The 24,921-nt window shown below is 67.1% G+C and carries 30 protein-coding genes and 2 pseudogenes; 4 read left to right on the forward strand and 28 right to left on the reverse strand.

Annotated elements, in window-relative coordinates; translation table 11 throughout:
• Positions 1–10: 10 nt before the first annotated feature.
• Positions 11–1,309 (reverse strand): ATP-dependent protease ATPase subunit HslU, encoded by a 1,299-nt coding sequence (gene hslU / locus P0Y64_05040; GenBank protein ID WEK44186.1) that lies wholly within the window; start codon positions 1,307–1,309, stop codon positions 11–13.
• A 29-nt stretch (positions 1,310–1,338) separates the two neighbouring features.
• A complete protein-coding gene (hslV, locus tag P0Y64_05045; protein WEK44187.1) occupies positions 1,339–1,884 on the reverse strand; it encodes an ATP-dependent protease subunit HslV in 546 nt (181 codons plus the stop codon).
• A gap of 142 nt (positions 1,885–2,026) precedes the next feature.
• Here hslV and P0Y64_05050 point away from each other — a divergent pair, with 142 nt between their 5' ends.
• Positions 2,027–3,217: a Yip1 family protein gene (locus tag P0Y64_05050; protein WEK44188.1), complete on the forward strand. Its 1,191-nt coding sequence runs from the start codon at positions 2,027–2,029 to the stop codon at positions 3,215–3,217.
• A 20-nt stretch (positions 3,218–3,237) separates the two neighbouring features.
• Here P0Y64_05050 and P0Y64_05055 read toward each other — a convergent pair whose 3' ends face one another.
• The 3 genes from P0Y64_05055 to P0Y64_05065 all read right to left on the reverse strand — a co-directional run bounded on the left by P0Y64_05055 (position 3,238) and on the right by P0Y64_05065 (position 5,594).
• Positions 3,238–3,645: a holin family protein gene (locus P0Y64_05055; protein WEK44189.1), complete on the reverse strand. Its 408-nt coding sequence runs from the start codon at positions 3,643–3,645 to the stop codon at positions 3,238–3,240.
• Between the two features lie 17 nt (positions 3,646–3,662).
• Entirely contained in the window at positions 3,663–4,202 is a 540-nt protein-coding gene (locus tag P0Y64_05060; GenBank protein WEK44190.1) for a glycosyl hydrolase 108 family protein, read from the reverse strand.
• Between the two features lie 66 nt (positions 4,203–4,268).
• On the reverse strand, positions 4,269–5,594 hold the full coding sequence (locus P0Y64_05065) for a dihydroorotase (GenBank protein WEK44191.1): 1,326 nt from the start codon (positions 5,592–5,594) through the stop codon (positions 4,269–4,271).
• A 45-nt stretch (positions 5,595–5,639) separates the two neighbouring features.
• Between P0Y64_05065 and P0Y64_05070 the strand changes: the two genes are divergently transcribed.
• On the forward strand, positions 5,640–6,353 hold the full coding sequence (locus P0Y64_05070) for a folate-binding protein (GenBank protein WEK44192.1): 714 nt from the start codon (positions 5,640–5,642) through the stop codon (positions 6,351–6,353).
• Here the strand turns inward: P0Y64_05070 and P0Y64_05075 are convergent.
• The 17 genes and pseudogenes from P0Y64_05075 to P0Y64_05155 all read right to left on the reverse strand — a co-directional run bounded on the left by P0Y64_05075 (position 6,336) and on the right by P0Y64_05155 (position 17,553).
• Positions 6,336–6,785, reverse strand: a complete 450-nt coding sequence (locus P0Y64_05075; protein ID WEK44193.1) for a VOC family protein — start codon at positions 6,783–6,785, stop codon at positions 6,336–6,338. The genes P0Y64_05070 and P0Y64_05075 overlap by 18 nt on opposite strands.
• Positions 6,782–8,083 (reverse strand): UDP-glucose/GDP-mannose dehydrogenase family protein, encoded by a 1,302-nt coding sequence (locus P0Y64_05080; GenBank protein WEK44194.1) that lies wholly within the window; start codon positions 8,081–8,083, stop codon positions 6,782–6,784. The genes P0Y64_05075 and P0Y64_05080 overlap by 4 nt, the downstream gene beginning before the upstream one ends.
• Before the next feature lie 653 nt (positions 8,084–8,736).
• Positions 8,737–9,861 (reverse strand): OmpA family protein, encoded by a 1,125-nt coding sequence (locus P0Y64_05085; GenBank protein ID WEK44195.1) that lies wholly within the window; start codon positions 9,859–9,861, stop codon positions 8,737–8,739.
• 112 nt (positions 9,862–9,973) lie between these two features.
• A complete protein-coding gene (locus tag P0Y64_05090; GenBank protein ID WEK44196.1) occupies positions 9,974–10,474 on the reverse strand; it encodes a DUF2793 domain-containing protein in 501 nt (166 codons plus the stop codon).
• An 11-nt stretch (positions 10,475–10,485) separates the two neighbouring features.
• Positions 10,486–12,120: a phage tail protein gene (locus tag P0Y64_05095; protein WEK44975.1), complete on the reverse strand. Its 1,635-nt coding sequence runs from the start codon at positions 12,118–12,120 to the stop codon at positions 10,486–10,488.
• Between the two features lie 174 nt (positions 12,121–12,294).
• Positions 12,295–12,504, reverse strand: a pseudogene (locus P0Y64_05100) (tail tape measure protein).
• Entirely contained in the window at positions 12,497–12,685 is a 189-nt protein-coding gene (locus P0Y64_05105; protein WEK44197.1) for a phage tail assembly chaperone, read from the reverse strand. The pseudogene P0Y64_05100 and the gene P0Y64_05105 overlap by 8 nt, the downstream one beginning before the upstream one ends.
• Positions 12,682–12,993 (reverse strand): gene transfer agent family protein, encoded by a 312-nt coding sequence (locus P0Y64_05110; protein WEK44198.1) that lies wholly within the window; start codon positions 12,991–12,993, stop codon positions 12,682–12,684. The genes P0Y64_05105 and P0Y64_05110 overlap by 4 nt, the downstream gene beginning before the upstream one ends.
• Positions 12,990–13,397 carry a phage tail protein gene (locus P0Y64_05115; GenBank protein ID WEK44199.1) on the reverse strand — a complete coding sequence of 136 codons (408 nt, stop codon included), beginning with the start codon at positions 13,395–13,397 and terminating at the stop codon, positions 12,990–12,992. Before P0Y64_05115 ends, P0Y64_05110 begins: the two co-directional genes overlap by 4 nt.
• Positions 13,398–13,399: 2 nt before the next feature.
• On the reverse strand, positions 13,400–13,789 hold the full coding sequence (locus P0Y64_05120; GenBank protein WEK44200.1) for a DUF3168 domain-containing protein: 390 nt from the start codon (positions 13,787–13,789) through the stop codon (positions 13,400–13,402).
• Positions 13,786–13,974, reverse strand: a complete 189-nt coding sequence (locus P0Y64_05125) for a hypothetical protein (GenBank protein WEK44201.1) — start codon at positions 13,972–13,974, stop codon at positions 13,786–13,788. The genes P0Y64_05120 and P0Y64_05125 overlap by 4 nt, the downstream gene beginning before the upstream one ends.
• Positions 13,971–14,522: a hypothetical protein gene (locus tag P0Y64_05130; protein ID WEK44202.1), complete on the reverse strand. Its 552-nt coding sequence runs from the start codon at positions 14,520–14,522 to the stop codon at positions 13,971–13,973. The genes P0Y64_05125 and P0Y64_05130 overlap by 4 nt, the downstream gene beginning before the upstream one ends.
• Before the next feature lie 127 nt (positions 14,523–14,649).
• A complete protein-coding gene (locus P0Y64_05135) occupies positions 14,650–14,916 on the reverse strand; it encodes a hypothetical protein (GenBank protein ID WEK44203.1) in 267 nt (88 codons plus the stop codon).
• Between the two features lie 74 nt (positions 14,917–14,990).
• On the reverse strand, positions 14,991–15,983 hold the full coding sequence (locus tag P0Y64_05140) for a phage major capsid protein (protein ID WEK44976.1): 993 nt from the start codon (positions 15,981–15,983) through the stop codon (positions 14,991–14,993).
• A 168-nt stretch (positions 15,984–16,151) separates the two neighbouring features.
• On the reverse strand, positions 16,152–16,532 hold the full coding sequence (locus tag P0Y64_05145) for an HK97 family phage prohead protease (protein ID WEK44204.1): 381 nt from the start codon (positions 16,530–16,532) through the stop codon (positions 16,152–16,154).
• A complete protein-coding gene (locus P0Y64_05150; GenBank protein ID WEK44205.1) occupies positions 16,520–16,813 on the reverse strand; it encodes a DUF6127 family protein in 294 nt (97 codons plus the stop codon). Before P0Y64_05150 ends, P0Y64_05145 begins: the two co-directional genes overlap by 13 nt.
• Positions 16,810–17,553, reverse strand: a complete 744-nt coding sequence (locus P0Y64_05155) for a phage portal protein (GenBank protein ID WEK44206.1) — start codon at positions 17,551–17,553, stop codon at positions 16,810–16,812. The genes P0Y64_05150 and P0Y64_05155 overlap by 4 nt, the downstream gene beginning before the upstream one ends.
• Before the next feature lie 14 nt (positions 17,554–17,567).
• Here P0Y64_05155 and P0Y64_05160 point away from each other — a divergent pair, with 14 nt between their 5' ends.
• A complete protein-coding gene (locus P0Y64_05160) occupies positions 17,568–17,843 on the forward strand; it encodes a hypothetical protein (protein WEK44207.1) in 276 nt (91 codons plus the stop codon).
• A gap of 3 nt (positions 17,844–17,846) precedes the next feature.
• Here P0Y64_05160 and P0Y64_05165 read toward each other — a convergent pair.
• The 3 genes and pseudogenes from P0Y64_05165 to P0Y64_05175 form a co-directional block, all read right to left on the reverse strand.
• Positions 17,847–19,021, reverse strand: a pseudogene (locus P0Y64_05165) (terminase family protein).
• An 89-nt stretch (positions 19,022–19,110) separates the two neighbouring features.
• The gene (locus tag P0Y64_05170; protein ID WEK44208.1) at positions 19,111–19,596 is read right to left on the reverse strand and encodes a hypothetical protein; all 486 of its coding nucleotides are present in this window, start codon (positions 19,594–19,596) and stop codon (positions 19,111–19,113) included.
• Between the two features lie 395 nt (positions 19,597–19,991).
• The gene (locus tag P0Y64_05175; GenBank protein WEK44209.1) at positions 19,992–20,636 is read right to left on the reverse strand and encodes a TonB family protein; all 645 of its coding nucleotides are present in this window, start codon (positions 20,634–20,636) and stop codon (positions 19,992–19,994) included.
• A gap of 223 nt (positions 20,637–20,859) precedes the next feature.
• On the opposite strand from P0Y64_05175, the gene P0Y64_05180 reads away from it, so the two are divergent.
• Positions 20,860–22,638 carry a chloride channel protein gene (locus P0Y64_05180; GenBank protein WEK44210.1) on the forward strand — a complete coding sequence of 593 codons (1,779 nt, stop codon included), beginning with the start codon at positions 20,860–20,862 and terminating at the stop codon, positions 22,636–22,638.
• Positions 22,639–22,647: 9 nt separating this feature from the next.
• On the opposite strand, the gene P0Y64_05185 is transcribed toward P0Y64_05180, so the two are convergent.
• Genes P0Y64_05185 through P0Y64_05195 form a run of 3 tightly spaced genes read right to left on the reverse strand, consistent with a single transcriptional unit; the run spans position 22,648 to position 24,849 of the window.
• The gene (locus P0Y64_05185; GenBank protein ID WEK44211.1) at positions 22,648–23,415 is read right to left on the reverse strand and encodes a class I SAM-dependent methyltransferase; all 768 of its coding nucleotides are present in this window, start codon (positions 23,413–23,415) and stop codon (positions 22,648–22,650) included.
• Positions 23,412–24,359 (reverse strand): diaminopimelate epimerase, encoded by a 948-nt coding sequence (gene dapF, locus P0Y64_05190; GenBank protein WEK44212.1) that lies wholly within the window; start codon positions 24,357–24,359, stop codon positions 23,412–23,414. Before dapF ends, P0Y64_05185 begins: the two co-directional genes overlap by 4 nt.
• A 19-nt stretch (positions 24,360–24,378) precedes the next feature.
• The gene (locus P0Y64_05195; GenBank protein WEK44213.1) at positions 24,379–24,849 is read right to left on the reverse strand and encodes a DUF6456 domain-containing protein; all 471 of its coding nucleotides are present in this window, start codon (positions 24,847–24,849) and stop codon (positions 24,379–24,381) included.
• Between the last annotated feature and the right edge of the window lie 72 nt (positions 24,850–24,921).

Consider the following 24,921-nt stretch of genomic DNA (forward strand, 5'->3'; position numbering starts at 1 on the left):
CGAATGAAGGTTACAGCACGAACCGGCTGAGATCGGTGTTGCGCGCGATGCTGGCGAGTTGCTTTTCGACATAGGCCGCGTCGATCGTCAGCGTCGCGCCGGCGCGATCCTCCGCATCGAAGCTCACTTCCTCCAGCAGCTTTTCCATCACCGTCTGGAGCCGGCGTGCACCGATATTCTCGATCTCGCTATTCACCTCCGCCGCGATCCGCGCGACCGCACGCACCCCGTCGGCCGTGAAGTCGATCGTCACGCCTTCGGTATCGAGCAACGCCTTATATTGCGCCGGCAGCGATGCCTTGGTGTCGGACAGGATCGCGACGAAATCCTCCTCGGTCAGCCCTTGCAGCTCGACGCGGATCGGCAGGCGGCCCTGAAGCTCAGGCAGCAGATCGCTCGGCTTGGCGACGTGGAACGCGCCGGAGGCGATAAACAGGATATGGTCCGTTTTCATCGGGCCATATTTGGTCGAGACGGTCGTGCCCTCGATCAGCGGCAACAGATCGCGCTGCACGCCTTCGCGGCTGACACTGCCGCCGCGCACGTCGCTGACCGCGATCTTGTCGATCTCGTCGAGGAAGACGATGCCGTTCGCCTCCGCATCGGCCAGTGCGACGCGGCTCACTTCATCCTGATCGAGCCGCTTGTCGGCTTCCTCCTCGACCAGCTTTTCCCATGCCGCCGGCACGGTCAGCTTGCGCCGCTTGGTCTGCCCGCCACCCAGCGCCTTGCCCATCATCTCGGACAGGTTGATCATGCCCATTGAACCGCCACCGGGCAGCTCGAACGGCATTTGCGGGGCCTGTTGCAGCTCCAGCTCGATTTCGGTCTGCTCAAGATGGCCGTCACGGAAACGCTGGCGGAAGCTTTCGCGCGTCGCCTGGCTCGCATCCTTGCCGACCAGTGCATCGAGCAGGCGCGCCAGCGCGGCCTCTTCCGCCTTGTCCTTCACCGCATTGCGACGGCGCTCCTTCTCCAGCCGCACCGCTTCCTCAACCAGATCGCGCGCGATCTGCTCCACATCGCGGCCGACATAGCCGACCTCGGTGAATTTGGTCGCTTCGACCTTCACGAACGGCGCATCGGCCAGTTTGGCGAGGCGGCGGCTGATTTCGGTTTTGCCGCAACCCGTTGGGCCGATCATCAGGATGTTCTTCGGCGTCACCTCGTCGCGCAGATCGGGGCTGAGCTTTTGCCGGCGCCAGCGGTTGCGCAGCGCCACCGCGACCGCGCGCTTCGCGTCGCGCTGCCCGATGATATGCGCGTCGAGCGCGGCGACGATCGCCTTGGGCGTAAGATTGTCGTTCATTGCTTTCTTTCGTGAAGATCGAGGGGGCGTCAGGCGGCGCTGTCGAGCGTTTCGATCACCAACCGTTCGTTGGTGAAGACGCACAGCTCGGCGGCGATCTTCATCGCCTTGCGCGCCGCGATTTCCGCATCCTGCTCATATTCGGTCAGCGCGCGGGCGGCGGCGAGCGCGAAATTACCGCCCGATCCGATCGCGGCGATGCCCTCCTCCGGCTCCAGCACGTCGCCGTTGCCGGTGAGGATCAGCGTCACATCCTTGTCGGCGACGATCATCATCGCCTCCAGATTGCGGAGATATTTGTCGGTGCGCCAATCCTTTGCCAGCTCCACCGCCGCACGCATCAGATGCCCCTGATGCCGCTCCAGCTTGGCCTCCAGCCGCTCGAACAGGGTGAAGGCATCCGCGGTCGCGCCGGCGAATCCGCCGATCACCTTCCCATCCGCGCCAAGCGTGCGGACCTTGCGCGCATTGGGCTTCATCACGGTGTTGCCCATCGAGACCTGGCCGTCACCGGCCACTACCACCTTGCCCCCGCGCCGGATCGACAGGATCGTCGTACCATGCCACACAGGCATGCTGTTTTCGTTGCTCATGGCGCCGCATATGGTGCGGCAGCCCGGACGCCGCAATCTCCCGTCCGTTGCTGTCGCATTGATCCTATCACTCGCCGTTCACGCAACGCAGGATCAGCGCACTGGGAAAGAGGGGAACATACCAATGACAAGCCAGCTCCCGCAGGATCGCGCCTCGTCGCTGATCGAACGCGCGCGGCGGATCATCCTGCAACCCAAGGAGGAATGGCCCGCGATCGACGCCGAGCCGATGACGGTGAAGGGGATCATGACCGGCTGGGCCGTGCCGCTCGCCGCGATCGGGCCGGTCGCCGGGCTGATCGGCAGCCTGACCTTCGGCTACAGCATTCTCGGCATCACCTGGCGCCCCTCGATCGGCGGGGCGGTGACGACGGCGGTGATCTCCTATGCGCTGGCGTTGCTGGGGGTGTGGGTTATCTCGCTGATCATCGACGCGCTGGCGCCAACCTTCGGCGGCACGAAGAATCCGGTCTCGGCCACCAAGGTGGCGGCCTATTCGATGACCGCCGGATGGCTCGCGGGAATATTCCAGATCATCCCGATGCTGTCGTTCCTGGGGCTGCTCGGGCTCTACAGCCTCTATCTGCTCTATCTCGGCCTGCCACGCCTGATGCGGGCACCCGAAGACAAAGCGATGGGCTATACCCTGGCGACAATCGTTGCCGCGATCGTGGTGATGGTGGTGATTTCCTTTGCCACCACGGCGGTCACCTCAAGCCTGATGCGGCCGGCTTTCAACGCGGGTACGATGAGCGGCGCCGTCTCGGTCCCGGGCGTCGGATCGCTCGATCTCGGCAAGCTCGACGCCGCGAGCAAGCAGATGGAGGCAGCCGCGAACAACATGGCGGCCAACGCTAAGGCGGGCACGCCCGCTTCGCTCACGCCGACCGCGACCCTGCAGGCATTCCTCCCCGAAACGATCGGCGGCTGGAAGCGTGGCGATGTCGAAACCGCGAGCGGCGGGGCCGGCGGCATCGGCGGATCGAAGGCTGAAGCGCGTTATACGCTCGGCAACGACACGATCACACTGTCGGTTGCCGATGTCGCTGCAATGGGTGCGCTCGCCGGGCTGGGACAGGCGCTCAACGTCCAGTCGAACCGCGAGACGAAGGACGGTTATGAGCGCACCGCCACCGTCGATGGCCGGATGACCACCGAAAAGTGGGACGGCGCCTCGCGTAACGGCGAGTATAATGTGATCGTCGGCAATCGCTTCGCGGTCTCCGCCGAAGGCTCGGCTCCCGATGCGGCGGCTTTCAAGGCGATCGTCGCGGCGGTCGATCTCGGCAAGCTCGACGCGCTGGCGAAGAACTGAGGGCGCGGGCGAAGGGAGCCTCAGCGCCCCTTCGCCTTCCCCCATTCGCGCGCTACCGTGTAGCCAAGATAACCGGTGCCGAACAACGCGTAGAGCGGCTCAGGGATAGCGTTGAGATACGCTGTCATCCCGTGCCCGATCGCCGTGGCCCATGCCGGGCGGAATGCCGCGATCAACCCCATCGGGATCGACCAGAGCAGCAACACATACATCACATAAAGAAAGCTCGGGCGCGCCCGGCTGATCCATGGATCGGTGGAATTCGCCTCCGCCAACACCATCGTCATCTGTGCCTTGATCTGCTCCAGCGCGCGCGTTCCATCGAGCCGCAGCAGTTCGAGCTTCGCCGCGTCGCGCACCGCTGCATCGGGAACGATACGATCGAGCAGGCCCGCGACCGGCACGATGATTCCATCGGGCAATGCCATGGCTTTCCTCCCGATCCTCAGCCCAGCCGGTTGGCGAGCCAGCCATAGAGGAACGCCTCATTGGCCGGGCGGCTCTCCGCGAGCGCCATGTAGCGCGCGCCCTGCAACGCCTCCAACGCCTTGACGAGCACCCTTTCGCCGCCAGCGCCACGCTTTGCGACAAAGCCATCAAGCGAGCGCAACGTGCGCGGGCCGATCAGCCCGTCCACCGCGATATCCGGATAATCGATCGCGCCGCGATTGAGCGCGTTCAGCACGCGCTGGAGGAATTTGGTGGCCACCGCCGGGCTCATGTTGACGCCCGTGTCGAACAGCTCGGCGGCAACCAACGGCACGCGCGTCGCGACCCGATCATAACCCGGCTTCTGCCAATAGAGCCGGCGATAGATCATCGCGGCGGTCGCGCGCGGCAATCCGCGCATGTCGCCGGCAAAACCATTCGCGCGCGCCACCTTTTCGGTGATGCCCCAGCGCGTCGCGCCGCCGCGATCTGACTTAGCGTTGGTGTAGCCGCCCTCGCGGCCGATCACCTCGTCGATCAGCTCATCGATATCCATTTGCCACCCCTCAACATCGGAAAGGCGGCATTATTTAACCCATTAGGTTCGTGTAGGACAGAAGATTTATCCGAAATCTACTGACTCGAACCGGATCGGCGCCCCTTGGGGTGCCTCGCCAAGGCTGTCCTCCCACATCGCGACCGTGCCGCGAATGATCGTGCCGATCGCCTTGCCGGTCAGCTCCATCCCGGTGAACGGCGACCAGCCACTGCGCGAGGCGAGCCATTTTTCATCGACCGTCCAGCGCTTCTTCAAATCGACGATCGTGAAATCCGCGTCATAGCCCACCGCGATCCGCCCCTTGCCGGCGATCCCGAAGATGCGCTGTGCCCCCGCGCTGGTCAGATCGATCACGCGCTGGAGCGTCAGCCGCCCCTGCGCGGCGTGATCGAGCAAGAGCGGCAGCAGCGTCTGCACCCCCGGCATCCCGCTCGGCGAGGCAGGATAAGGCTTGGACTTCTCCTCCAGCGTATGCGGCGCGTGATCGGAGCCGATCACATCGGGCACGCCCTGATTGAGCCAATGCCACAGCCCGTCGCGATGTGCGCCGGAACGGATCGGGGGGTTCATCTGCGCCAGCGTGCCAAGCCGCGGATAGGCTTCCTCGCCGGCCAACGTCAGATGCTGCGGCGTTACCTCGCACGAGGCGATGTCCTTGTGTCGCGACAGCAGCTCCAGCTCAGCCGGCGTCGTGACGTGAAGCACGTGCACCCGCCGCCGCGCCGCGCGCGCCAGCGCCAGAATGCGCCGCGTGGCGAGGATCGCGCTCTCATCGTCGCGCCACACCGGGTGGCTGGAGGGATCGCCCGCGACGCGCTCATCGGCGCGCGCGTTCATGCGGTCTTCGTCCTCGGCGTGGATCGCGACGCGACGGTGGCCCGATGCCAGCACTTCCGCCAGCCGCGCATCCTCGCTCACCAGCAGATCGCCGGTCGACGCGCCCATGAAGATTTTCACGCCGGCAGTGCCCGGCAGCCGCTCCAGCTCGGCCAGATCGCGCGCATTATGGTTGGTCGCGCCGACATAGAACGCATGGTCGCACCACATCCGCCCCTTGGCGCGGGAAAGCTTGTCGGCAATCGCGTCTGCGCTGTCGGTATTGGGTTTGGTGTTCGGCATCTCGAACACGCCGGTCACACCGCCCATCACCGCCGCGACGCTGCCGGTGGCTAAATCTTCCTTATGCTCCAGCCCTGGCTCGCGGAAATGGACCTGCGTGTCGATCACGCCCGGCAGGATATCGAGCCCTGCGCAGTCGATCGTCCGCCCGGCATCGCCGTTCGCCCCGATCGCAACGATCTTGCCGTCACGCACGCCGACATCGGCAGCCACCGGGCCACCCGGTGTATGCACGATCCCGTTCACCAGCTTGAGATCAAAGGTCGTCATCGTTCAGCCCTTCCGTCGCCCGCTCCGCCTCCCTAACTGTCAGGCATGAGCGATACCACCCCAACCATGCTGGCCGACCGCGCCGTGATCCGCATTTCCGGCGAGGATGTGCGCGGCTTCCTTCAAGGGCTGGTGACGAACGACGTATCCGGACCACTGCCGGTATGGGCGGGGCTGCTCACGCCACAGGGCAAGGCGCTGTTCGATTTTCTGCTGTGGGAGGATGGCGCGGACCTGTTGGTCGATTGCGCGGCGGCGCAGGCGGATGCGCTGATGCGGCGGCTGTCGGTCTATCGGCTACGTCGCGCGATCACCATCGCCCGCGATGAGACGCTTGCCGTGCATTGGAGCCCCGTCGGCGATCGAGGCGTCGCCGATCCGCGCCTCGCCGCGCTCGGCCGGCGCTGGATCGCAGCGCCTGAGGCTCCTGCCGTGGGCTGGCTCGCGCACCGCCTATCGCTGGGCGTAACCGAGGGCATCGAGGAGCTTGGCGACGGCACGACGCTCTGGCTGGAATGCAATGCAGGCGAGCTGAATGGCGTCAGTTACACCAAGGGCTGTTACGTCGGTCAGGAGAATACCGCGCGAATGCACCATCGCGCCAAGGTTAACCGCCGTCTCGTTGTCGCGCCACTCGGCGCGCCGGGCGAGCGCACCCGCGCCAGCTATCCCGAATTGGGCTTGATGATCGAGCATCGCCGCGTCGAAGCGCTGGGCGATGCGATCATTCCCGACTGGCTCTCAACCGCGCTCGACTGACGGACGATCCGCGTCATTGGGCCATAGCCCCGGCGTCGCGAGTTCGAGCACATGGCCGTCGGGGTCTTCGAAATAGAGGCTGGTGCCACCGCGCGGCCAATGCATCTCGCCTCGCGTCGTCACCCCGGCCGCCGCGAGATGCGCACGCCATTCGTCCAGCGCGTCCGCGGCTATCGCAAAGGCCATGTGCAGCGGCCCGCGCCCGTCGTGCCCCGGCACGATGCCGCGTTCGCTGGTCACGTCGCGCGTCGCGCCTCCCTCGGGAAACAGCAGCAACACGCCGCCGCTTCCCGCATCGAACGCGGTCAGCCGTGGGCTTTCGACCATGATCGCAAGGCCCAGCGTGTCGCGGAAAAACGCCACCGATCGCGCCATGTCGGAGACGTAAAGCGACGTCTCCAGCAAGCCCGCGATCGGTGGCGGCACGGTCACCGGCCGATCGCCGTATAGGAGAAGCCGGCTCGCTCAGCTTCTTCGCGATCGTAGATGTTGCGAAGATCGACCAACACAGGCGACGCCATCGTATTGGCAAGACGCTTCAGATCGAGCGCGCGGAACACATCCCATTCGGTGACAATCACCACCGCATCCGCGCCATGCGCTGCGTCATAAGCGTCGCGGCAGTATGTGATGTTGGGCATTATCGCCTTCGCGGCCTCCGTGCCCTCCGGATCATAGCCGCGGACATTGACGCCCGCATCGATCAGGCTCTGGACGATCGCGATCGACGGCGCATCGCGCATGTCATCGGTATTCGGCTTGAACGTCAGGCCAAGCACCGCGACCGTCTTGCCGCGCGGCTCACCGTCCAGCACCGCGAGCACCTTGCGCCCCATCGCGCGTTTGCGGGTATCGTTCACCTGGACGACCGCCTCCACGATCCGCACCGGGCTCTCGAAATCCTCCGCCGTCTTTAGCAGCGCGAGCGTGTCTTTGGGGAAACACGAGCCGCCATAGCCTGGCCCAGCGTGCAGGAACTTGCGCCCGATGCGATTGTCGAGCCCGATGCCGCGCGCCACGTCACGCACGTCGGCGCCGACCGCTTCACACAGATCGGCCATCTCGTTGATGAACGTGATCTTGGTCGCCAGAAAGGCGTTGGCGGCATATTTGGTCAGTTCGGCCGTGCGTCGTCCCGTGAACAGGATCGGGCTCTCACCAAGATAGAGCGGACGATAGACCTCCCGCATCACTGCCTTGGCGCGCTCGTCATCGGTGCCGATCACGATCCGGTCCGGCCGTTTGAAATCGCCGATCGCCGCGCCTTCACGCAGGAATTCAGGGTTGGAGACGACCGCAAAATCGCCGTCCGGACGCGCATCGCGCAGAATCTGCTCAACCCGATCGCCGGTGCCGACCGGCACGGTCGACTTGTTGACCACTACCAAGGGCCCGGTCGCCGCACGCGCGATTTCTTCCGCCGCCGCATAGACATAGCTGAGGTCCGCATGGCCGTCGCCACGCCGCGATGGCGTGCCCACCGCGATGAACACGGCATCTGCGCCGGCGATACCCGCCGCAAGATCAGTGGTGAAGGCCAGCCGCCCAGCCGCGACGTTGCCGGCAACCAGTTGCTCAAGCCCCGGCTCGAAAATCGGCATGCGCCCGGCCAGCAGTGATTCAATCTTGTCCGCCGCCTTGTCGACGCAGGTCACGCTATGACCGAAATCGGCGAAGCACGCGCCGGAGACCAATCCGACATAGCCTGAGCCGACCATCGTGATGCGCATCTGAACTCCCTTCGGTGAGGCTTGCTACCGTTTGCGGCTCTAAAGTCTCCGTCGTCAAACGCCACAATTAACCGTCCGGACGCGTGGCTTCTCACCGCGAAACGTGTGGATGCCATCGCAGGCCGATCTTCGCGTAGCGCCGCGCCTCTCAAATCTTTTCCGAATCCGGCGGCAATCGCGCGTTCGCGCTGATAAATTGCGGGCGCGAGACGAATCATAGTTCCGGGCAGCGCGGATGATGAGGCGCCTGTATTCCGTCTGCGCTCAGCCGCGCCCCATTGGGCAGATTTCCGCGTTTCGAAACATCCGAACACCGCCGCCGCGCCCGTGTCCGTGTCCGTGTCCGTGTCCGTGTCCGTGTCCGTGTCCGTGTCCGTGTCCGTGTCCGACGAAATGCCAGCATTGCAAAGGAACACCAGCAGCCAACAGGCTCAACACCGCGCACAGGGCCAGCAACTCAGTCGCGCTTTTTCACACGAAGCGGATCAACTCTAGGTCGGTCACACGATCACCCTCGGACCGCCGGTGGTCCGTCGCGTTGCGTGAAACCTCACCGGGACAACATCGGGCCCGGACGTCACCCGCTGCCTCACGCACAAAAAAAAGGAGGCCGGCAATGCCGACCTCCCGATTTTTTCGCCTGATGGACGATCTTACTGACCGGAACCCGGACCGTAAGTGATCTCCACGCGACGGTTCTGCACTTCGCGGACGCCATCGGCGGTCTGCACGCGCAGGTGCGTCTTGCCGAACGCCTGGGTCGCGATGACGCCTTCCGGAACCGACTTCGACGTCAGATACGCCTTCACCGTGTCCGCACGACGCTGCGACAGGCCCATGTTGTACTTCGCCGAACCCGAGGTGTCGGTGAAGCCCGCAACCATGACCTGCGCATTGCCGCAGCTCTGGTACTGGGTGACGGCGTTGTCGAGGATCGACGCTGCTTCCGGCGTAACGTCCGACTTGTCCCATTCGAAGAAGACAATGAACGGACCCGGCGAGCACACCACTTCCGGCGGCGGCGGCGGAGGCGGAGGCGGCGGGGGAGGCGGCGGCGGCGGCGGCGGCGGCGGCGGCGGCGGAGCTGCCGGCTCACCGAAGTTGTAGGTCAGGCCACCCAGCAGGCTGTGCGACCGGAACCGGCCGTCATATGCCGAACCCGTGAGGTCGGTCAGCTTGACCTTGTCCGCGTTGAAGAAGCGATACTTCAGCGACACGTCGACATGGCTGGTCAGCGGAGCGCGGATACCCGCGATCGCCTGCCATGCGAACACGCTGTCCGAATCGTCGAGCGGCGAACCGGCCGTGCCCAGATCGATACGGCTCTTCACGCGAGCGACACCGGCACCACCGCCGACGAAGCCCTGAAGGCCATCGTCCGGACCGAAGTCCAGCAAGCCGTTCAGCATGAAGCTGAGCGCCGACGAACGGCCACCCGCGCCGTTATACGTTCCGGCCGGCAGGAAACCGCCGCCCGAGATCGGGATGCCTGCAGTCGCCTGATAGCCATCGACCCGTGCGGTGCGATAACCGACTTCGGCTTCGAGACGGAAACCGCCGAAGTCGTAACCGATCACGCCATCCGAATCCCAACCATAATGATGGTTGACAGTCGAGGTGCCAGTCAGCGCCGGCGCCGCATTCGCGATGTTATAGTTGATATCCTCAACAATCATCGCGCCGAAATCAGCGCCCACATACCACGCCTTGTCACGCGCAAGCGCCGGCGAAGCAAGTGCGGTGGAGGCAAGTGCCACTACAACGGCAAGCTTCCGCATCATAATCCCCTTTCCATGGTGTCACTACGGACAACGCAAACTCACTACCTAAAGGATGGTTTCCACGCAAGCTCGCAAAAACCTCGAAATGTTGCATAAAGGCAACAATCATTCATGCGATTAAGCCATGCTCACGCAAAGCCGCGAGCACGCCGCGGAGCGTGTCGCGCGCCTCATTGTCGACGTTCGCGCCACCCGCCGGATCGGCAATCGCACCACGCCGCGCGCCGACGATCTGCACGCCGTCGACCATCAAGCGCGTCGCGTGAATTTCGCCCAGCCGCCAGCCGCTCGCCAGATAACGGACCGGCACACCGTCAGCGATGCTCCATACCACCATGCCGGGCAGCGGAGCGACGAAACGCCAGCCCCCCGCCGTCCATCCGGCGATCGCGCCGGCGTGCCCGGTCCAATCGCCGGTCGGGGCGGTGCCGAGTATCCAGCACTCTCCCGGTACCGGGTCCGGGGGCGGAACATTCACCGCCACGCTTTTCACCCCGGCCTGCGTTGCGATCTCCAATAGCGCCAGCGCCTCATTGTGATCGGTTTCCTTCTGCGCCTGCCCCGGCTGCAATAGCGGCAGCGCGAAACGTGGCGATCGATCGTCGCTCATCTCTTTCTCCCTCAGATGATTGTCGTTGCAGGCAGGGAAGTGCCGTTGGTGCCGATCTGGACAACGCTGATCGCGACCGCGCCAGCCTCACGCTCGGCGGCGGAGACGGCGATCGCATTGGCAGCGGTTTCCACGATACGCGGCGGCAGCGCCCCCGGCGTAATCACCACGCGATATTGCTCGCGCTCCTCCCCCAACGGCGTGTCGGCGCCGTCACGCCAGCGCCATCCGCTGCGGCCACGTCGGCGCCAGCGCACCAGCGCGCCGCCATCGGTTTGTACATCGGTTTCGAGAGAAACCGGGGCCGGCGGCAGGATCGAGGCGCCGGTGAGCACCGTTTCGATTTCCGCCGTATCGACCACCGCATCCGCCGCGACGCGCACTTTTTGCCCCGGAGACGCCGATATCGCGATGGCCACCGCCGTTTCCGGCTCGATCAGCACGAAGCGCGCGCCGGCCATATGGTCGATCGAGGCCGTTCCACGCCGTCCGCGCGAAAGTGAATGGAGCCGCCAGCGGCGCGGCGCGAGTTGCTCTGCCTCCGCGAATTGCACCAGTTCGTCGCCGACGAGCGCAAGGTTTGCGCCCCGATCGATCGCCGCCGCATCGGCGCCGCTGAGCGACATGCCGTCATGCGCCAGCTCAACGATGATCGCGCCGCGCCGATCGAGCAACGTCACCGATCCAGCAGCCAAGTCGTCGACAAGCATACCGAGCGTCGCGGGCACGGCGGTCGCGCCGATCGCTGCCCAACTCGCGCCATCGTCGAGGCTGTAGCGCAGCGCGGCCCGGCGCCAGCCCGGCGCGGTCCCGGCCGCCACGATCGTGAGGCGCGGCTCGCTCAGCAGCGCCTCATCCAATGGCGGCAGTTCGAAAGCATCGAGGATCGTCGTCCCGGCGACGGCATCGGGCGCCGAGAGCGAACGCCCCGAACTCGCGCTTGCCGGCAACGTCGCCGCGCGCTCTGCTACCAGTTCCAGCGTCGTTGCCACCCTCTCCAGCGTCGCGTTGACGACCCGCCATCGCCCGTTCTCACCGGCAATCGCCACGCGGTCGCCGGGGCCGATCGAGATCGCGCTCGCATCCCCCACAACCCGGCGATGCACGCGCTCGGCCTCGGCCCGGGCGAGCATCGCAGTCGCCATCGCTTTCGCAGCGCCGGCGCCGATCGCAGCGGGCACGTCGATCGTTTCGCGTCGGCTGCCCGCGCCGGGTCGCGCCGCGCGCTGCACCCCCGTCTGATAATCCCGCGCCGGATCGTAATGCGCGACCGATATCGCCTGCGGCACTCTTTCGATCGGGCGGATGGAGCGCGCGCGCTTTTCGCCCGCCGCCCCCGCATCCTCAACCACCAATACGGTGCCGCCCCCCGCGCCGCGCATCTCGATCGCGTCGCCGACCGGCGCGAAGCGGCATCCGCCGATCTGTCCCAATGAGTCGATCACCGCGCGCGCCGTGTCGCCATAGGCCGAGAAGCCGTCCACCACCGCATTCGCCCCGGCATCGCGCACGACGCCGCCGCTTGCCGCTTCGGCGATCCTGCCGATCGCTACCGGCCCGGGATCGGCTGTCACTTCGAAGGTGAGCGATGGGATGCGGTTGCCAAAATCCTCCAGCGCCAGATCCTCGAACACGGCATAGGCCATGCCGCGATGCGCGGGGGTCAGCCCGATTCCCTCGGCGCTGGCGATCAACGGATCGGCCGGCTGATCCTCGCCGCCGGTGTGCAACCGGAAGGTTGCGGCGCTTTTCCAGTCCCCCGCCGCGCCGCGCAGCAGCTTGCCGTCCGCCCAGATGCGCCCGACGCCAAGGATCGGCCGCATCGACAGCGCGACTTTCTTCATGTCCTCGAAGCCGAGCTTGCCCGTCCGCACCGCGCGCAGCAGCGTGTTCTCGATCGCCCGCCCCGCCCGGTCCGCCCCGCTCGCCAGCGGCCCTTCCAGCTCGCCGCGCATCGCGCCCACATCGCGCGCGAAGCCGGCGGTGTCGGCGCGGACGCTCACCACCAGCCGTTCGATTTCCTCATCCATCGGGAAACGCCTCCCTCAATCGCGTGATCGTCATGGCGTCAGGCGGCGCGACGCCGGCCTCATCGCCTGTCGCCGCGCGCACCAGCGCGGCCAGCGTCGCGCGCCAGAAAGCGTCCGGCGACCAGCCGAACGCCACCCCCGCCAGCCCGGCGAGCCGGGCGGCGCAGTCCGCGAAATTCATCGCCCGGCGAGTATCTGCCCGAGCAGCGCCTTCAGCGCCGGCGTCGCTGTGGCGAGCCCGCCCGCCGCCACCGCCTCACCCAGCCGCTCACGAGACAAGCTTTCGGGCCGATCGTGCAGGCAATGCCAGAACAAGCCCACGATCTCGCCAAGCGAGAGCTTCCCCGAAGCCGCCCGCTCGACCAGCGCGAACAACGGCCCAAGCTCCTGTTCGGCGGCCACCAGCGCAGCGAAGGTCGGGCGCAGCTTGAGCAACTCGCCCGCCACGCGCAGCACGGCCTCACCGCGCACGGGATTGGCCGCGCTCATGCCGCCACTACCGGGCCGGAGCTTTCGAGGCTGAGCGTATAAGAACGCTCGCCGTTGAAATCGCCGGCATAATCCAGCCGCGTGACCAGGAACCGCCCGGTCATCGTCTCCCCGCCCTCGAAGGTCAGCCGATAATCATCGAGCATGCCGCCAAGCGCATTGGCCTTCACCCGCGTCTCCGCCGCCGATCCGGTGAACACACCGGCGGCCGATACGCTGACGCTCCTGACGCCCGCGCCGGACAGCAATTCGCGCCACCCGCCCGATCCCTTGTTGGTCACGACGACCGCCTCGCCGTTCACGTTCATCTGCGTGGTCCGCATCCCCGCGACCGTCTGCCACGCGACCGGGCTGCCCCCATCGCCGACCTTGAGCAGGAACGCGCTTCCCTTCTCCACCGCCATCATCAATTCTCCTGATAAATCCGCACGACGAATTCGCTCGTCGCCACCCAGCGATCGTCCCCGGCCCGCGCGATCCGGCTACGCACCAACCGCGCCGAAACGAGCCGCCACGCGTCGCCCAGCGCCGCCGGCATCGCCTCCACCGCCTCCTCGATCGCCGCCGCCAGCTCACGCAGCCGCACCGGCCGCTCCCCGCGATCGAACGCCGAGACGACGACGCGTCCCTCGCGCCCGCGCCAGTCTTTCGCGCTCCAGTCGACCATGAGCGGCGGCTCGATCACGACATTCGGCAGCGCCGCGCGCACCGGCGGCGCATCGAACACCGCCACCTCGCCCAGCGCCTCCCGCAACGCCGCGACCGCCGCCGCCTGCACCGCCTCGTGCACGCTCATCGCAGCAGCCCTCCCGGCCAGCGCAGCCGCGACAGCACGCCGCGCCCGATGACGGTCACGCCGTCGCCCTCCCGCGATACGCGCACGCCGGGCATCGCCTCACGCACCGCCGCCGCCAGATGCTCCGCCACTCGTGCCGCGCGCGCGGCGCCGATCCGGCGCGCAATTTCCTCCGCCCGCGTCATGCGCGCTGCTCCGTCGCCAGCCGCAGCCGGCGATACGGCCGCCATAAGGCCGCGACGGCCGCGGGTGGCTGGGTCGCGCGGCCGCGATCCTCGAACAGGTGCGCGATCAGCGCGATCACCCCCTGCGCCAACGGAGCGGGCACGCCGTCCCAATCCGCCGACAACCCGACCGTGAAGCTCACCGCGACACGCCCCGCCGCGCCCGGCTGCGTCACCCGCACCCAGCCGTGCCCGCCGCTGTCGATATCGATCGCATAGTCCTGCGGGGGCAGCACGAACGGCGCGCCATCCGCCGGCAGGCCGGTGATCCCGGCGATCGCGCTCACCGGCGCCTCCGTCAGCATCCGCCATGCGGCCGACGCAGGCAGCACATCCCCCACCGTGCGGCGGATCAGCAAGGTGCCGGTGAACGCCTCGCCAAGCATGATCGCGGCGCCCGCGAGCTGCTCCATCAGCGCCTGCTCGCCCTCGCCCGCGTTGCGCATCAGGCCCCGCGCCGCCGCCACCGCCGCGCTGATCGCCGCGGCCGGAATCGGGGCGGCGCTCATCGGCCGCTCCGGCGCGCGGCGCCGGTCGTCATTATCGTCATCATGTCCGTCTCCGGGTCTTTGGAGCGGCGCCTTTGGTGCGGGGTCGGGCGCGGGGCCGGCCCGCTCCCCCGCCCCCGACTTTCACTCAATAGAGCGCCAGAATGTCGCTCGCCGTCGTGCCCGTCGCGCGGACATATTGCGCGCGAAGCGGCAGCAGCGCGCCGTTCGGCACGTTCTTCCAGATCTGGTCGCTGCTCCCGGCGACCCCGCGCATCACGATCGTGCCGCCGGTGCCGACGTAGAGCGCCTTGGGAATGTCGCTGAGCGCATTGGTGTCATGCGGCGATACCGCCGCCGCGCGCGTCGCCGGCGCCGACGCCGTATCGGCGCTGTTCGCAAACTGATCGGCCATTTCGCCTTGCCCCTTCAATGTTCAGGAAAATGGCCCGCGCGGAATCCACGCGGGCCAGTCACGCAAAGCGAAGCTCAGCTTGCGGCGAACTTCATCAGCTTGATCGCCTCGCTGTTGCAGACGCACCCGCCGATCCGCTTCGTCGCGTAAAAGCTGACGAACGGCTTGTTGCTATATGGATCGCGCAGGATCGCGGTCTCGCTGCGTTCGGCGATCAGATAGCCCGCCTTGAAATTGCCGAACGCGATCGGCAGCGAGTTGGCGGCGATATCGGGCATGTCCTCCGCCTCGATCACCGGATAGCCGAGCAGGGTCGCCGGCTGGCCCTGCGCCAGGCTCGGCTGCCACAGGAACGCGCCGTCGCTGGTCTTGAACTTGCGGATACGCGCCAGCGTGGCGGCGTTCATCACGAACGCAGCGCCCTGCCGATATGGCGCGCGCAGGCTCTGCACCAGATCGATCAGCCGCTCCTGCGGGTTGGCGGAAAAGTCGCCCGCCGCCCCCGCCGGCAGATATTGCAGCGTGCCGAAAGCGCGCGTGCCATCGCCGGTCGCGGCGGTCGGCGCCTGGAGGAAACCCTTGGGTCGATTGGTGCCGTTGCCGTTGATGAACGCCTGCCCCTCGGCCTTGGCGAACTCGGTCGCGATCTCGCCCGCCAGCCAATCCTCGACATCGAACAGCGCGTCGTCGAGCATCGCCTGTGTCGCGGACGGGTTGGCGTAAAGCTCGCCCATCACCGGCGCGATCTCGACGAATGCCGGCGTGCCCGTTTCGGTCCGCGCACCATTCTCGGCCGCCCAGCCCGATGGCGTGCCGCCGGTGGTGACGAGCTTGCGATAGCCCGCCGATCCCACCGTCACGACATTGGCGATCGCGCGGATCGGCGACACCGCCTTCAGCGTCGCATCGATCACCGCGTCGATTTCCCTGGGCACGGCATAGCCGCCGGTATCGCCCGATACGCCGCTGAACGCCTTCATCTCCATCGTCGCGCCACTGCGCACATAGCCGGCGAACACGCGGCTCCCCGTCTTGGCCGCGGCCCCCTCAAGCACTGGCCGCGCCATCACCATCTCGTTCATGCACACCTCCGCAAAGCCCTCGCCCCGACGGGGGAGGGAGGAAAACCGGCCACGTCGCCGGCAACAAGTGGATCGCATCCGGCGAAAGCATCCGCTTTTGCCGGAGGTCCGATCCGCCACATCGACAGAGGCGGGGGTGGCCCCGCCCCAATCTCAATCGTTGGAAAACACTTCCGCCCGCGCGGCGGGCTGCGCCGGCCGGGCAACGAGGCTCACCTCGACCAGTTCGGCCGCGAGGATCTCGCGCCACGCCCCCTGCCGCGTCGCCGTCGCGCGATAGCCGACGGACAGGCCGGGCAGCGCGCCGCCGCGCACCAGTCGCGCGGCCTCCGCGTCATCCACGGTCGCCTCGATCCACAGGCCGCGCGCATCCTCACGGATCGCCTCGATCACGCCGACCGGCGCCCCGCGATGCTGCATCAGCAGCGGCACGGGCGCGGGCGCACCAAACGCGCCACGCCGCATCACGTCGCCCGCGCGATCCACGCGATCGAAAACGGCGGCATGGCCCCGGATGCGCGTCACTTCATCCATTGGCCGAACCCCAGTTTCACCGCGAGCAGCGCGAGCAGCAGCGCCGCGAGCCATCCCGCGAACGCTTTCCACGCGCTGCTCTTGGCATCGCGCCATGCCGTCAGCAGCGCGCGCAGCTCCGCCACGTCGCGCGTCGCCTCGTCGTCCGCCAGGCCGAGCCGGGTCAGCGCGCGCGTCGCGCCCAGCTCCCCCGCCTCTTCCGCGATCGCGCGCAGCGTGGCGAGGTCCGCCCCGCCCGCCGATCCCTGCGCGATCAGTTGCGCGAGAATGCCCGCGCTCATTGCGACCACCCGACCATCTGGCGTTTCTCCTCATCGGTGATGAAGTCCGCAGCCGACACCATTCGCCACAGCCGTTCGCGATCCTCGACCAGCGCCGGCACGCGATCGGGGTCGATCTCCAGCCGCGCCTCGGGGAACCAGCGCTCCAGCCGCGCGACCAGCGCGCCAAGCAACGCATCCGCCAGCGGCAGCACGGTCAGCCGCCACAATGCGCGATTGGCCTCCTTGTAATTGGCGTAGGTCGCATCTCCGGGCAGCCCGAGCAGCATCGGGGGCACCCCGAACGCCAGCGCGATCTCCCGCGCGGCGGCGGCCTTCAGCCCGCCGACGCGATAGGCATAGCCCGCCGGCCACCCGGCCGCGTCCAGCTCGACCGAAACGCGCTCGGGCCGCAACGGATACAGCTCCGCCACGCCGCCTTCCGCATCGCGCAGGATCTGCACGAAGGCATTGCCGTGGAGCAGCAATTGCGCCGCCACCACGCCGAGCAGCCGTTCACCGCCCATCCGCGTGCCGATCAGGCGCGCCAGTTCGGGCGTGGAGGCATCGATCGGCGCGCCTCCGACGCTTTCCGCCACCAGTCGCACCGCACGCTGCGCGATGGCATTGCCGCAATAACCGGCGCGGACCTGCGCCTCATAACCCTGTGGCCAGCGCCCGGCCTCATCGAAATACGTCGCCCCACGCGACAAAGCCGGACGCGATCCCTCGCGCCCGGGCTTCCACCCGAACAATTTCATGTCATGCTCCCTCAATGGACGGGATTACCGCGCAAGACCTGCCGATACTTCTGCTGCTGATCGCCGGCATCGCCGCGACCGCTGCATTCTTGTTCTGGCTGCCGCGCTATTTACCGTTCACGCGATCACGCGAACTCGTTTTCAGATTGTTTTTCGTGATCCTTTTGGCCAGCAACCTCATCATAAGCGTATCTTCGCTGACATCGACATCGACGCTGGTTCAGTTCGCCTTTCTTATGTGGATTGGTTACCTTGCGTGGCAGTCGTGGAGATCGCGGAACGCATTGTAGCGCTTACAACCCACGCACCGCCGCCGCCCCGCGCCGCGCGAGCATCAGCTCGGTCAGCGCCCACACCAAAGCATCGGCGCGATCCGGCGAGCGCCCCGGCCCTTCATACCCGCCACCGGCGGAGAGCCCGCACAGCTCGTCCTCCAGCGCCGGAAAGGCGCCCGCGTGCCACACCTTCCCCGCCTCATAGAGCGCGGCGACCGGCTCGGCGCGCGCCGCCTTGCCCCGGCTGGCATGAACCAGCGTCACCGGCAAAACGGCATCGGCGGCGAGCAGGGTGGAGCGCACCATCTCGCCCCCCTGATTCTTCTCCGCCACCACGCGATCCGCCCCGCGCCGCTCGGCACAGGCGGCGACCGCGCGCGCCCAGCGTTCGGGCGTCGCGCCGGCGATGCTCGCATCCTCCAGCACATAGCCGCGTCCGTCACCGCCCAGCGCCACCGCGACGATGCCACAGGCATCGCCACCGATCCCGGCCGGCGGATCGACGCCCACCACCACGCGCACCGCATCGGGCACCACGCGCGCGCGCCGCGCCTCGATCAGCCCGCGCGTCCACAAGGCGCCCGCCACCTCGTCGATCAGCTCGCCCTCCAGCTCCTGCCGCCCGAGCATCGTCCCGGCATAGCTTTCCGCCATCGCCGCGACGAAGCTGTCCGGCAGATGCGGATTGTCCGCCGTCGCCCCGCGCGTCTCGACCACACCGGGCAGCGCCATCACGCGCCGCATCAGCCGCGTCGGGCGCGGCGTGGTCGTCACCAGGACGCGCGGCCGGTTGCCCAGCCGCATCGTCAGCATCAGATTGTCCCACGCCGCCTCGCCGCCCCGGCCCCATTTGCCCAGTTCGTCGCACCAGGCGAGATGATGTTCCGGCCCGCGCAATTTCTCCGGCGCACTCGCGGCATAGACGCTCGCGGTGGCGCCATTGGGCCAGCGCACCACGCCGGCGGTCACCTTCCACTCCAGCGGCTCATGTTCTCGCGCCATTGCGATGAGGCCGCTCGGTCCCTCGATCATCACGTTGCGCACGTCGTCCACCGTCGCGCCGACCAGCGCGATCCGCCCGTCCGGCATCGCACGCGCCAGATCGCTCACCCATTCCGCGCCGGCGCGCGTTGCCCGTCATGCGCCCATGCCGCCCAGCGATCGCGAAACTCGCGCCGCTGCATCGGCGTCATCGCGCGGATCGCGACCAGCCGTTCGCGCTCCGGCAAGGCGAGCAGCCGGTCGACGATCGCATCGGTGGGATCGACACCCCCGCCGCGCGTCACTTCGCGCCGCCAGTCGCGGCCCTCGCCCGCCGCTTCTCGATCTGTGCGAGCTTGGCGAGGATCACCCGATCGCTATCGTCCTTGTCGGCATAGCGGCGCTTCGGCCCCATCCCGCGCTGCGGCTTGCCCGGTGCGTGGCGATGATAGGTCAGCAGCTTGAGCGCCATCTCGACCGAGACCGGCGGGAGCGCATCGTCGCCCGCCAGCGTCTCGCCCTGCTCCCCGCCCAGCGCATGGCCGACCAGCCGCGTTTCCAGCATCTCATAGCCGAGCGCCAGCGCCTCGCTCCACGCCTGCGCGAAGTCCGCATTGTGGCGCCGCCATTTGAGCGCGGTCTGCCGCGTCACCCCGCCCGCCACCGCCGCCGCGCTCACGTTGCATGTTCCCGAAAGGCAATCGAGGAACGCCTCGCGCTTCGCCTCCGGCCATTGCGGGGGGCCGGACTTCGCCCGCGCTTCCCCCGCCTCGGAACCGATGCCCATATCCCTTCTCCCGCCGGAACCCAGAAACGGGAACGGGCCGGGCGCAGCAGGATCGTCGATCCGCGCGCACCAGCCCGTTCCCCACCGACGCCGCGCCATCGGGCCACCCGTCCGGCCCCCGACTCGCAATTCGTCAGCGTTCCCGTTATGTACCGAACCAGCGTCGCGCTGTCAAGCGTTTTGTGCCTATTTGGTTCTCATTGTATATTCGCTCGCACGAAGCGTCACAGCGCCTGAATCAACGCATTTGGCGCCCGTCATTGGCCAGGCCGGATGCTTGCTGCCTCACACCAGCGATCTCGAATGGCCGGGATTGCGTGGATTCGCGACTGGCGGCTTTTAGCCCGACCAGCGCCAGGTTAGCCGCAATCGCTCAACTTCTTCTTGTTATACGTTTACTTGTTAGATTCTTCAGAGGGTTGTTTCGATAGGGACGCGATGAAGGGGCGCACCGCTATCGGCGAGACATCGCTCGCCCCGCTTTTGGGAAAAGGAGAAAAAACAAAGCCATGCTTCTCGATGTATGCGCAGGCGGCGCGATCCGCCGCGCCGCTCCCGCTACTTTCTACAATATCGCACGCCGCGACATGCCCAGACGCATCAATTAAGATACGTCCCTTTACCGGAGATTTATAATCTTTCGGTACGTCGTAAACCTGCAGCGGCAGTTCAATCGTGATTTTTGGACGATTATCACCGGTTCCCCATGCTGTCGCCCCACGATAATCTCCAGCAACGGCCAATCCAGCCGCATTCCTGGCAGGATAAAATCTGGTTTGTTTGAATAAGGAGCACGTCGCGTTATCGAGCGCGGCAAAATTGGTCTTTTCCGTCACAAGGCATGATTCGACGCTTCCATCCGACGACACATGCAGCAGCACCGAAACAATGCCGTATTCACGCCGTTGTATCGATTCTGACGGATAATGAGCGTTGGAGGCGGCATTTTTGAGATTACGGATGCGGGGAGGCTGAACCGCTTCAGTCGCAGCAAGATCTTGCGTTGCTTGCAGAGCAAAAAACATCAATGCAGCAAACATTTTCCAGCTCGCCCCCGATTAATGGGTCGACGATGACGCAGAATTCCCTCAGATGCAATTCGCTCCATTGATTGGAGCGTCGCGGCGTTGATGATGAAGTGTCCGCTTCGAGCATGACCATCGCCCTGAAAGGGCCGGTAATGCGGCGCTATCCGCCATCAGCCCGCGCCCTCACCGCATTAACGCGTGACAGCGCGCCCCCATCGGGACATGCACCACAAGGATGCGCCCGATCCCGCACCTGCCCCACCCCAATCCGCGCCTGTTGCGCCGGGTGCCGGCGTGGTTGCGCTGGTTGCGGCAGCGGGTGCGGGGCAGCGAATTCTCGTTCATCGCGCTCGCCATCGCCGCCGGCATGGCGGCGGGGCTGGCGACGGTGGTGATCGGCGGCATCGCGCGGACGATGCAGCATGTGTTGTTCGGCCTGCCCGGCGAGATGCGGCTCAGCGGCGCGCCCGGGCTCAGCCTGCCGCAATTGCTCGTGCTGCCGGTCGGCGGGGCGATCCTGGTGCTGTTCAGCTGGGCGGTGCGCGCGCGCAAGCGGCCGCTGGTCGATGCGGTGGAGGCCAATGCGCTCCACGGCGGGCGCATGTCCAAGGCGGATAGTGGCGTGATCGCGGGGCAGACGATGCTGTCGAACGGCTTCGGCGCCTCGGTCGGGCTGGAGGCGGCCTATGCCCAGATCGGCGCGCTGTTCGGCTCGCTCGCCGGGCGCTGGCTGAGCCTGCGCCGGGCGGACATGCGGATCCTGGTCGGCGCCGGCGCGGGGGGAGCGATCGCGGCGGCGTTCGGCGCGCCGATCGCGGGCGCCTTCTACGCGTTCGAGATCGTCATCGGCGCCTATACCCCGGCGGCCATCGCGCCGGTCGCCGCCGCCGCGCTGGCCGGCGCGCAGGTGGCGCAACGGCTCGGCGTCGTGCCCTATATCGTCCACGTCCAGCCGGGGCCGACGATCCATACGTCGGGCTATATCATCTATGCCGGCCTGGCGACGGTGTGCGCGCTGTTCGGAATCGCGATCATGCGCGCGGTCGGGCTGGTCGAGGGCGCCGCCCGTGCGCGGCTTCCCGGATGGTCGCGGCCGGTGCTGGGCGGGCTGCTGCTGATCCCGATCGCGGCCTTTTCGCCGCAAGTGCTCTCCGCCGGGCATAGCGCGCTGCACATCGACATGATGTCCGTGCTGCCGGTTACCTTCATCCTGGGGGTGCTGCTGGCGAAGAGTCTCGCGTCGATCGTGTCGCTCGGCTTCGGTTTCCGTGGCGGGCTGTTCTTCGCGTCATTGTTTCTCGGCACGCTGGTCGGGCATCTGTATGCGAATTTTCTCGCCTGGATCGTCGGCGTACCGATCCTCGATCCGGCCAATGCCTCGCTGGTCGGCATGGCGGCGCTGGCGGTGGCGATCGTCGGCGGCCCCTTCACCATGGCCATGCTCGTGCTGGAGGCGACCGGCAATTTCAGCCTGACCGGCGCGGTGCTCGCCGCCTGTCTCGTCTCGTCCACCATCGTGCGCGAATTGTTCGGGTATAGCTTCTCGACCTGGCGCCTCCATCTGAGAGGCGAGACGATCAAGAGCGCGCGCGATGTGGGCTGGACCAAATCGCTCACCGCCGGCCGGATGATGCGGCGCGGCACGGCGATCGCACCCGCGGGGATCACCATCGCGGAACTGCGCCACCGCTTCCCGCTCGGCGCGACGAGCCGCGTCGTGCTGGTCGGCGATGACGAGCGTTACGCCGGGATCGTCGCCACCGCCGCCGCCTTCGCCGAGGGAGTCGATCTCGACGCGCCCGCCGGAACGCTCGCGCACGCGACCGACACCGCGCTCTCACCCGACATGGATATGAGCGTGGTGATGAAAACGTTCGACGCGGCCGAGACCGACGAGCTTGCAGTGCTCGATGCGGACGCGCGCGTGCTCGGCATCGTCACAGAGGCGTTCGTCCATCGCCGTTACGCCGAGGAACTAGACAAGGCGCAGCGCGCGCTGTTCGGCGAGCAATAAGCGCCGCGCTCAATCCACCCGGCGAAACGCGAACATCCGCGTCTCATAGGGAAAGGAAATCTCGGCCTGCCCGGCAAGCTCCGGCGTCTCCGCGATCAACCGCCGCACCTGCTGCTCCACCGCGGCTCGCTCGGCATCGGGCAGCGCCGCGATGAAGCTCACCGACAGCGTGCGCGCGACGATCACCTCTTCCGCGCGCCCCACATGCGCGTGGCTTGCCCGCCGCTCGCCGACCGCCGCAAAGCCGGACGCGGGAAACACGCGCCGCCACGCCCCGGTGCGGAAGCGGGGCGCGCCGCTTTCCCATCGGTCGGTGATCGCGCTCAGCGCCGCGACCCATGGGACACGCTCGTCCCGCACATTCCAGATCAGCCCAAGCATCCCGCCCGGTTTGAGCACCCGGCGCATTTCCGCAAGCGCGCGCGCGGTCGCGAACCAGTGGAACGCCTGTGCGCAGATCACCGCATCGACCGCGCCATCAGGCAACGGGATCGTCTCCGCCGTCCCATCCAGCGCCGTCACTTCGGGATAATCGCCGGCGAGTGTCTCGCGCATCGCCGCCACCGGCTCGACCGCCATGATCGTCGCGCCGGTCTCGCGCAGCATCGGCACGAACTTGCCCGTCCCCGCGCCGACCTCCAGCACCGATCGCCCGGCGCGCAGCCCGATCACCCCGCGCAACCACTCCAGCGCGGCCGGGGGATAGTCGGGCCGTCCCTTCACATAGGTCGCGGCGGCCCGCGCATAGCCCGTGCTCGCGCTGTCGTGGACGGTCACGCCGCCGCCGCGCTCGCCTCGGCCACCGCCGCCCAGGCGGCGATCTCCTCGTTGAAATGGCGCGCGATCGTCAGGTCGCCGGCGATGCCGTTCGAGAGATCGACGCTCACCGCGCCTTCCCATTCCCATGTCGCATTGCCGTTGAGCGCGACCATGCCGTCACCCTCGGCGCGCGCCATCACCAGCCCGCCCTTGTTGCGCACGGTCACGTCGCGCGCGAACTCGGTCCGCCCGGTCAGCGCGGCGGCGAAGGCGGAGGCAGCCATCGCGCTGCCGCAGCTGTCGGTCAGCCCCACGCCGCGTTCGAAGGTGCGGACGAAGATCGCATCGGGCGCCAGCACGCGGACGAACGACACATTGGCGCGCCTCGGCAACCAATCCGGCGCGGCCTCGCAGATCGCGCCGATGCGGACGAGCGCATCCTCGTCGACCCCCTCCACGAACGTCACCAGATGCGGATTGGGCATCGCGATCGCGGTGAAGGCGAGCCCCGGATCGAGCCGCGCGACCGGCTGTTCGACGATCTCATGCGCCTCGCCATGCAGCGGCCATTCGCTCACATCCAGCCCCGCCGGCCCCGCGACCTCGCGCACGCTATAGACCCCCGGCGCGAGATCGGGTTCGCGCGCGATCTCCACCGTCGAATGCATCAGATGCAGGGTCGCGCGATCGACACCCATGCGCTCGAACGCCATCCGCGCCACGCAGCGCACGCCATTGAGACACGTCTCCGCTTCCGACCCGTCCGCATTGAACATGCGGAATCCGGCATGGCCGTGATGATCCGTGAACAGCAGCAGACCATCGCCGCCGACCGCGCCGCGCCGATCAGCCAGCGCACGCGCGACGACCGCCCATTGCGCGTCTTCCAGCGCGATATCGCGCGCATCGATCAGCGGAAAATCATTCCCCGATCCGTGACATTTGACAATTTCGAACCGCATCGCGCCTCTTTACCAGCGTTCAACGCAATTGGTAATGATCCGCGAGCCGATCGAGCGCCAGTGTGAGCACCACCCGCCCCGATCGCGTCGGCCAGCCCAGCGCGCGCTCGGCTTCGGGCAGCCGCTCGCCGGCGCAGACGACACGCCACAATATATCGGAGAGCCCGCTCCCCACGCCGCCGATCGCGGCGTCGAAGCGCCGTTTCGCCGCGATCTTCGCCATCGTCGGGTCCGCGCCATCGCCCCCGCCGCCATCGACGCGCTGCACACCCCAGCGCATCGTCGTCGCGGGGGCGATCGCGGCGCGCTCATAATCGCCGCGCAACCGCTCCCCCGCCTCATATTGTCGCGCGTCGACCAGCCCGCGCGCGGCGAGCCATGACAATGGCGATTCGGCAAGGTTCGCGGTTACCGTCCGTCCGCGCCCACGTGCCGCACCGGGCTGAACAACACCCTGACCATCAATGACTTTTTCCACCAGTTCCTGCATCGTCATCCTCCAGTCAGCGAATCATCACTTGCCATAACGGACGGTTTGTAGGACATGGATAAAACCAATTTG

It is taken from the genome of Candidatus Sphingomonas colombiensis (assembly GCA_029202845.1).
Lineage (GTDB): Bacteria > Pseudomonadota > Alphaproteobacteria > Sphingomonadales > Sphingomonadaceae > Sphingomonas > Sphingomonas colombiensis.

What these genes read in the sequence shown, in the direction of transcription:
- P0Y64_05070 (WEK44192.1), top strand. Translation starts at nt 5,640, where the DNA reads ATGAGCGATACCACCCCAACCATGCTGGCCGACCGCGCCGTGATCCGC.
- P0Y64_05125 (WEK44201.1), bottom strand. Translation starts at nt 13,974, where the DNA reads ATGACGCGGGCGGAGGAAATTGCGCGCCGGATCGGCGCCGCGCGCGCG.
- P0Y64_05050 (WEK44188.1), top strand. Translation starts at nt 2,027, where the DNA reads ATGACAAGCCAGCTCCCGCAGGATCGCGCCTCGTCGCTGATCGAACGC.
- dapF (WEK44212.1), bottom strand. Translation starts at nt 24,359, where the DNA reads ATGCGGTTCGAAATTGTCAAATGTCACGGATCGGGGAATGATTTTCCG.
- P0Y64_05085 (WEK44195.1), bottom strand. Translation starts at nt 9,861, where the DNA reads ATGCGGAAGCTTGCCGTTGTAGTGGCACTTGCCTCCACCGCACTTGCT.
- P0Y64_05080 (WEK44194.1), bottom strand. Translation starts at nt 8,083, where the DNA reads ATGCGCATCACGATGGTCGGCTCAGGCTATGTCGGATTGGTCTCCGGC.
- hslV (WEK44187.1), bottom strand. Translation starts at nt 1,884, where the DNA reads ATGCCTGTGTGGCATGGTACGACGATCCTGTCGATCCGGCGCGGGGGC.
- P0Y64_05195 (WEK44213.1), bottom strand. Translation starts at nt 24,849, where the DNA reads ATGCAGGAACTGGTGGAAAAAGTCATTGATGGTCAGGGTGTTGTTCAG.
- P0Y64_05175 (WEK44209.1), bottom strand. Translation starts at nt 20,636, where the DNA reads ATGTTTGCTGCATTGATGTTTTTTGCTCTGCAAGCAACGCAAGATCTT.
- P0Y64_05105 (WEK44197.1), bottom strand. Translation starts at nt 12,685, where the DNA reads ATGAATTTCGCGGACTGCGCCGCCCGGCTCGCCGGGCTGGCGGGGGTG.
- P0Y64_05160 (WEK44207.1), top strand. Translation starts at nt 17,568, where the DNA reads ATGGACGGGATTACCGCGCAAGACCTGCCGATACTTCTGCTGCTGATC.
- P0Y64_05110 (WEK44198.1), bottom strand. Translation starts at nt 12,993, where the DNA reads ATGAGCGCGGCCAATCCCGTGCGCGGTGAGGCCGTGCTGCGCGTGGCG.
- P0Y64_05060 (WEK44190.1), bottom strand. Translation starts at nt 4,202, where the DNA reads ATGGATATCGATGAGCTGATCGACGAGGTGATCGGCCGCGAGGGCGGC.
- P0Y64_05140 (WEK44976.1), bottom strand. Translation starts at nt 15,983, where the DNA reads ATGGCGCGGCCAGTGCTTGAGGGGGCCGCGGCCAAGACGGGGAGCCGC.
- P0Y64_05180 (WEK44210.1), top strand. Translation starts at nt 20,860, where the DNA reads ATGCGCCCGATCCCGCACCTGCCCCACCCCAATCCGCGCCTGTTGCGC.
- P0Y64_05065 (WEK44191.1), bottom strand. Translation starts at nt 5,594, where the DNA reads ATGACGACCTTTGATCTCAAGCTGGTGAACGGGATCGTGCATACACCG.
- P0Y64_05135 (WEK44203.1), bottom strand. Translation starts at nt 14,916, where the DNA reads ATGGCCGATCAGTTTGCGAACAGCGCCGATACGGCGTCGGCGCCGGCG.
- P0Y64_05055 (WEK44189.1), bottom strand. Translation starts at nt 3,645, where the DNA reads ATGGCATTGCCCGATGGAATCATCGTGCCGGTCGCGGGCCTGCTCGAT.
- P0Y64_05090 (WEK44196.1), bottom strand. Translation starts at nt 10,474, where the DNA reads ATGAGCGACGATCGATCGCCACGTTTCGCGCTGCCGCTATTGCAGCCG.
- P0Y64_05115 (WEK44199.1), bottom strand. Translation starts at nt 13,397, where the DNA reads ATGGCGGTGGAGAAGGGAAGCGCGTTCCTGCTCAAGGTCGGCGATGGG.
- P0Y64_05145 (WEK44204.1), bottom strand. Translation starts at nt 16,532, where the DNA reads ATGGATGAAGTGACGCGCATCCGGGGCCATGCCGCCGTTTTCGATCGC.
- P0Y64_05155 (WEK44206.1), bottom strand. Translation starts at nt 17,553, where the DNA reads ATGAAATTGTTCGGGTGGAAGCCCGGGCGCGAGGGATCGCGTCCGGCT.
- P0Y64_05120 (WEK44200.1), bottom strand. Translation starts at nt 13,789, where the DNA reads ATGAGCGTGCACGAGGCGGTGCAGGCGGCGGCGGTCGCGGCGTTGCGG.
- P0Y64_05095 (WEK44975.1), bottom strand. Translation starts at nt 12,120, where the DNA reads ATGGCCTATGCCGTGTTCGAGGATCTGGCGCTGGAGGATTTTGGCAAC.
- P0Y64_05130 (WEK44202.1), bottom strand. Translation starts at nt 14,522, where the DNA reads ATGAGCGCCGCCCCGATTCCGGCCGCGGCGATCAGCGCGGCGGTGGCG.
- P0Y64_05170 (WEK44208.1), bottom strand. Translation starts at nt 19,596, where the DNA reads ATGGGCATCGGTTCCGAGGCGGGGGAAGCGCGGGCGAAGTCCGGCCCC.
- P0Y64_05150 (WEK44205.1), bottom strand. Translation starts at nt 16,813, where the DNA reads ATGAGCGCGGGCATTCTCGCGCAACTGATCGCGCAGGGATCGGCGGGC.
- hslU (WEK44186.1), bottom strand. Translation starts at nt 1,309, where the DNA reads ATGAACGACAATCTTACGCCCAAGGCGATCGTCGCCGCGCTCGACGCG.